General features: G+C 74.8%; 6 protein-coding genes. 1 reads left to right on the top strand and 5 read right to left on the bottom strand.

Going from position 1 to position 5,256, the window contains the following annotated elements:
* Positions 1–2,010 (top strand): ChaB family protein (locus tag HGA02_RS21660; protein WP_343035411.1); only part of this gene is annotated, 2,010 nt, incomplete at its 5' end.
* A gap of 254 nt (positions 2,011–2,264) precedes the next feature.
* On the opposite strand, the gene HGA02_RS09510 is transcribed toward HGA02_RS21660, so the two are convergent.
* The 5 genes from HGA02_RS09510 to HGA02_RS09490 form a co-directional block, all read right to left on the bottom strand.
* On the bottom strand, positions 2,265–2,417 hold the full coding sequence (locus HGA02_RS09510) for a hypothetical protein (protein ID WP_168678802.1): 153 nt from the start codon (positions 2,415–2,417) through the stop codon (positions 2,265–2,267).
* Positions 2,418–2,513: 96 nt separating this feature from the next.
* A complete protein-coding gene (locus tag HGA02_RS09505) occupies positions 2,514–3,350 on the bottom strand; it encodes an aldolase/citrate lyase family protein (protein ID WP_168678806.1) in 837 nt (278 codons plus the stop codon).
* Positions 3,347–3,820 carry a MaoC/PaaZ C-terminal domain-containing protein gene (locus HGA02_RS09500; protein WP_168678805.1) on the bottom strand — a complete coding sequence of 158 codons (474 nt, stop codon included), beginning with the start codon at positions 3,818–3,820 and terminating at the stop codon, positions 3,347–3,349. The genes HGA02_RS09505 and HGA02_RS09500 overlap by 4 nt, the downstream gene beginning before the upstream one ends.
* Positions 3,817–5,001, bottom strand: coding sequence for an acyl-CoA dehydrogenase family protein (locus HGA02_RS09495; RefSeq protein WP_168678804.1), 1,185 nt, complete (start codon positions 4,999–5,001; stop codon positions 3,817–3,819). Before HGA02_RS09495 ends, HGA02_RS09500 begins: the two co-directional genes overlap by 4 nt.
* The coding region (locus HGA02_RS09490; protein WP_168678803.1) for an acyl-CoA carboxylase biotin carboxyl carrier protein subunit at positions 4,998–5,256 on the bottom strand (259 nt) is incomplete at its 5' end. The genes HGA02_RS09490 and HGA02_RS09495, both read right to left, overlap by 4 nt.

The following is a 5,256-nucleotide window of genomic DNA, read 5'->3' as shown; positions in this document are numbered from 1 at the left end:
CTGCGCGCCCTGCCGGGCGAGACCGTCGCGAGCGAGGCGCAGCTCGCCGACCTCGTCGCGCGGGCGCACACGGCGCTCGCGGACGGCGGTGCGCGTCGGCGGTCCTTCGACGAGCTCGCCGACGCGCGATCGGAGCGCAAGGAGGCCGCGGCCGACCTCGCCGAGCTCCAGTCGGAGCGCCGCGACGTCGAGCGGCGACGCGACAACGTCCCGCGTGACCTGCACGTCGCGCGCGCCGCGCTGGCCCAGGCGGCTGGCCTCACGCCCGAGGACCTGCCATTCGTCGCCGAGCTCGTCGAGGTGCGCACCGAGCACGAGCCGTGGCGCGACGCGTTCAACCTCGCCCTCGGCGGCTTCGCGACCGTCCTGCTGATCGACGCGGCGCACCTGCGGGCGTTCCGCGCCGCGATCGACACCGTGCCGACCGCCCGTCGCCTCCAGTTCCAGGGCGTGCCGACCGGCGGCCCCGACGACGTCGCGCTCGACTCGCGCACGCTGCCCGGGCGGCTCGACTTCCGCAGCAGCCCGTTCACGGCGTGGCTGCGCAGCGAGCTCGCCCAGCGGTTCGACTACGTGTGCGTCGACACCCCGGGCGAGCTCGCGCAGCACGCGAAGGCGCTGACCCGCACCGGGCAGGTGTCGCAGGGCACGCGCGGCGCGCACGGCGGGCAGGGGCACGCGAACGTGCTCGGCTTCACCAACACCCGGCGCCTCGCGTTCCTCGACCAGCAGATCGTGCGCGCCCAGCAGCGGCTCGAGCTCGCGTCCGCGCGGGTCACGGAGGCGGAGGCGCAGCTCGACGACGGCGACGCCCGGCGGCGCGCGTACGAGCAGGTCGTGGGCGTGACGTGGGAGCAGGTCGACGTCACCGCGGTCGAGGCGACGCGCGCACGGTGGGCGCAGGTCGTCGACGAGGTCACCGCGGACGGGTGCGTCGGGCGCGGCGTCGGCGACGGCGCCGACGCGCGCGAGCAGGTCACGGGCCTCGACCCGCAGCGGGCCGGCGACCGGGCGGTCGACCGCGTCGACGAGGTGCCACGCGAGCTCGTGCAGCCGCCGCTGCACGCCGAACGCCGTGAACATCCGCCCCGCGACGTCCGGCCCGTCGCGCCAGTCACGACCGTCGAACGCGGCCGTCACGTGCTGCCCGGCGCCGAAGCAGTCGAACACCGTGCACCCGGCGAACCCGCGCTCGCGCAGCTGCGCGTGCACGCCGCACCGCAGGTCGTCGCGCAGGTTCCGGCACGGCTCGCCACCGGCCTTGTCGAACGCGAAGTCGGCGGACCGCTGGAACGGCAGGCCCACGCAGCACAACGCCGCGCACCGCGTGCAGTCGGCCCGGAGCTCGAGGACGGTCCGGCCGTCGGGCGTCGCCGCCATCCCGTCACCTCCCCGTCGTCCGACCGCGCGAGCCTACCCGTGGGCCAGCCGCCGACCGGGGGCGGTCGTGCTGCGGGAGGGCGGCGCCGGTCGCACGATGGGGCAGGAGACCGGTCCACGCGAAGGAGCCGCACCGTGCCCAAGACGAAGCGCAACGGCGACCCGATCCCGGACGAGCTGCCCAGCACCCTGCAGCGCTCGGACGACAAGGCGCAGCGGACGTTCGCGCACGCGCACGACGCCGCGCTCGAGCAGTACGGCGGCGACGAGGAGCGGGCCTACCGCGTCGCGTTCGCCGCGCTCAAGCACACGCACGAGAAGGTCGGCGACAGCTGGCGGCCCAAGGAGGAGTACGGGCCCTCCGACGCGCGCGCCGAGGAGGGCGGGCTCGACAGCGACGCCCCGACCGCCGGCGGCGTCGACGCCCACGCGTCCAAGGCGCACCTGTACGACGTCGCCACCGAGCTCGAGGTCCGCGGGCGCTCGCGCATGACGAAGGCCTCGTCGCGGCCTACACCGACGTGTACGGGTCGGCGGTCCTCGACATCGAGTACGACGCCGACGCGTGGGCGGCCGCGTGCGCCGACCCCCGGCAGCCGGTCTCCACGATCCTGCGCGACGTCGACCTGAGCACCCCTGAGGACGACGGCTACCTCCTGAGGACCTGCTGACCGCACGACGTCATGCAGCGACGGCGACGGCCGGTACTGCCGCGACGGGCGCACCGCCGAACAGCACCCCACCCGTACGGGCAGCGTCGCCGTCCGCTGACGCCGAGGACGTCGGTCGAGACCGACCTGGCTGCCGTTCACGAGCCCCGGACGGCAGCCATGTCGGTCACGACGTCTCCGGTGGCGGGCGCCGTCGACCGCCGCTCGCCGGGGTCAGTCGGGCGGCTCAGCCGCGGGGGCGTCCGGGTCCTCCTCCGGTTCGAACGTGTTCGGCTCACCCGCGCCGACGCCCACGCCGCCGCCCTGCGCCAGCTCCTGGGTCTCGTCGTCGCGTCCCGCGTCACCCTGCTCGTCGGTGGTGCTCATGGGTTCCTCCCCCGGTGCCCCGGTCGGCCCCCGCCGCTGCCCTACGGGTTCTTCGACGGTAGGCCCGGGCGTGGCGCCCTGCACCCCGGTCGGTCGTCAGCGGGACGCGCGGCGCAGGACGTCCTCGGCGTGGCGGAGGACCGGCGCGTCGACCATCCGCCCCTCCCAGCGGAAGGCCCCTCGCTCACTCTCCGCGGCGGCGAGCACCGCACGCGCCCACGTGACCTGCTCGTCGGTCGGGCGGTAGGCGGTGCGGACGACGTCGACCTGGCGGGGGTGCAGGCAGGCGGTGGCCGTGAAACCGCTCGCGGCGGCGTCGGACGCCTCCGCGGCGAGGCCGTCGAGGTCGTCGAGGTCGACGTGCACCGCGTCGATCGCGGCCTTGCCGTGCGCGCCCGCGGCGAGCAGGACGGTCGAGCGGGCGTGCCGCGCGACGTCGCGGTAGATGCCGTCGGGTCGCCGGCTGGACGTGCCGCCGAGCGATGCGACGAGGTCCTCGGCGCCCCACATGAGCGCGACGACGTTCGCCTCGGCTGCGATGGCGTCGGCGTCGACGACGCCCTGCGCGGTCTCGACGAGCGCGACGACGTCGTACGCGGCGAGCTCGCGCACGTCGGCGCGGTCCGCCGTCTTGGCGAGCATGACGGTCCGGTACGGCGTGCCCGCGAGCGCGTGCAGGTCCTCGACGAGGTCGGGGGTCCCGGCGGCGTTGACGCGGACGATCGTGCGGTCGGGGTCGAGCGGCGTCGCGCGCAGGGCGTCGCGGGCCGCGGCCTTCGCGTCGGGCAGGACGGCGTCCTCGAGGTCGAGGATGACCGCGTCGGCGCGCTCGGCGGCCTTGGCGTACCGGTCGGGGCGGTCCGCGGGGCAGAAGAGGATCGCCGGGCCGAGGGCGAAGCCGCCTCCCGCGCCGCGCCCCGGTTCGAGGTTCACGGTGCCGCGTCCTTCGTCCAGAACAGGACGGTGCGGGTGGCCTCCGCGACGACGGCGCCGTCCTGGTTGCGGCCCGTGTGCGCGAGCGTGACGACGCCCTGGCCGGGCCGCGACGACGAGGGCCGCTTCGCGACGACGACGGTCTCGGAGTACAGCGTGTCGCCGTGGAAGAGCGGGTGCGGGAACCGGACCTCGGTGAACCCGAGGTTGGCGACGATCGTCCCCTGCGTGAGCTGCGCGACCGACGCCCCGACGAGCACCGCGAGCGTCATCATCGAGTTCACGAGCCGCTGCCCGAACGGCTGGTCCGCGGACCACGCGGCGTCGAGGTGCAGCGCCTGCGTGTTCATCGTCAGCGTGCTGAACAGCACGTTGTCGGCCTCGGTGAGCGTGCGTCCGGGGCGGTGCAGGTAGCGCGTGCCGGGCTCGAGCTCGTCGTAGTACAGCCCCCGCTGCACGACGTCGGTCACCGCGTGCTCACCCCCGAGCCGGCGAACCCGAGCTCGCGCGCGATGACCATGAGCTGCACCTCCGTCGTGCCCTCGCCGATCTCGAGGATCTTCGAGTCGCGGTAGTGCCGCGCGACCGGGTTCTCGTTGAGGACGCCGTACCCGCCGAAGATCTGCGTCGCGTCGCGTGCGTTGTCCATCGCCGCCTCGCTTCCGAGCAGCTTCGCGAGGCTCGCCTCGAGCTTGAACGGCTGGCCGGCGACGAGCAGCCGCGCGGCCTCGTACCAGGCGAGCCGGGCCGCGTGCACGCGCGCCTCCATGCGGGCGAGCTTGAACGCGATGTGCTGGTTCTCGCCGATCGGGTGGCCGAACACGTTGCGGCTGCGGGCGTACCGCATCGCCTCCTCGAGGCACCCCTGCGCGGCACCGGTGCAGAGCGCGGCGATCGCGACGCGCCCCTCGTCGAGCGCCTGGATGAACTGCGCGAACCCGCGCCCGCGCGTCCCGAGCAGGTTCTCCTCGGGGACGCGCAGGTCCTCGAACCGCAGCGGGTGGGTGTCGGACGTGTGCCAGCCGACCTTGTCGTAGGCGGGCAGCACCGTGAGGCCGGGCGTGCCGGCCGGGACGAGGATCGCCGACAGCTCCTTCGCGGTCGTGCCGTCATCGCGCGTGCGCTCGCCCGTCACCGCGGTGATCGTCAGCAGCCGCGTGATCTTCGAGCCGGAGTTGGTGATGAACTGCTTGCTGCCGTCGATGACCCACTCGCCGCCCTCCAGGCGGGCCGTCGTGCGCGTCCCGGCGGCGTCCGAGCCGGCGTCGGCCTCGGTCAGCCCGAACGCCGCGAGCCCGCGGCCCGACGTGAGCGTCGGCAGCCACTCCTCCTTCTGCGCGTCCGTGCCGAACCGGTAGACCGGCATCGCGCCGAGCCCGACGCCCGCCTCGAGCGTCACGCCGATCGACTGGTCGACCCGCCCGAGCTCCTCGACCGCGAGGCACAGGTCGAACATGTCGCGTCCCTGGCCGCCGTACTCGGTCGGGAAGGGCAGGCCGAACAGCCCCATCTCCCCCATCTGCGCGAGGATCTCGTACGGCAGCTCGCGCTTCGTGTCGTACTCGTAGGCGGCGGGCGCGACGACGTGGTCGGCGAAGTCGCGCACCTCGTCGCGGAGCTTGCGCTGCTCGGGGGTGAGGTCGTGGCTCATGGTGCGGTCCCTTCGTGGGGGGTGACGGTCGCGACCACGTGGTCGAGCTGCACCCGGTCGGCCGGTCGGACCGTGAGGGTGACGACGCCGTCGCGGGGGGCGGCGAGGCGGTGCTCCATCTTCATCGCCTCGATCGTGAGCAGGGGCTGACCGGCGACGACCTCGTCACCGGTCGCGACGTCGACGGCGACGACGACGCCGGGCATGGGGGCGCGGACCTCGGGGGCGCTCGGGCCGTCGCCGCGCGGGCCGGCC

This window comes from Cellulomonas septica (genome assembly GCF_012396155.1).
Lineage (GTDB): Bacteria > Actinomycetota > Actinomycetes > Actinomycetales > Cellulomonadaceae > Cellulomonas > Cellulomonas septica.
This window is presented reverse-complemented; position numbering and strand designations above follow the sequence as displayed.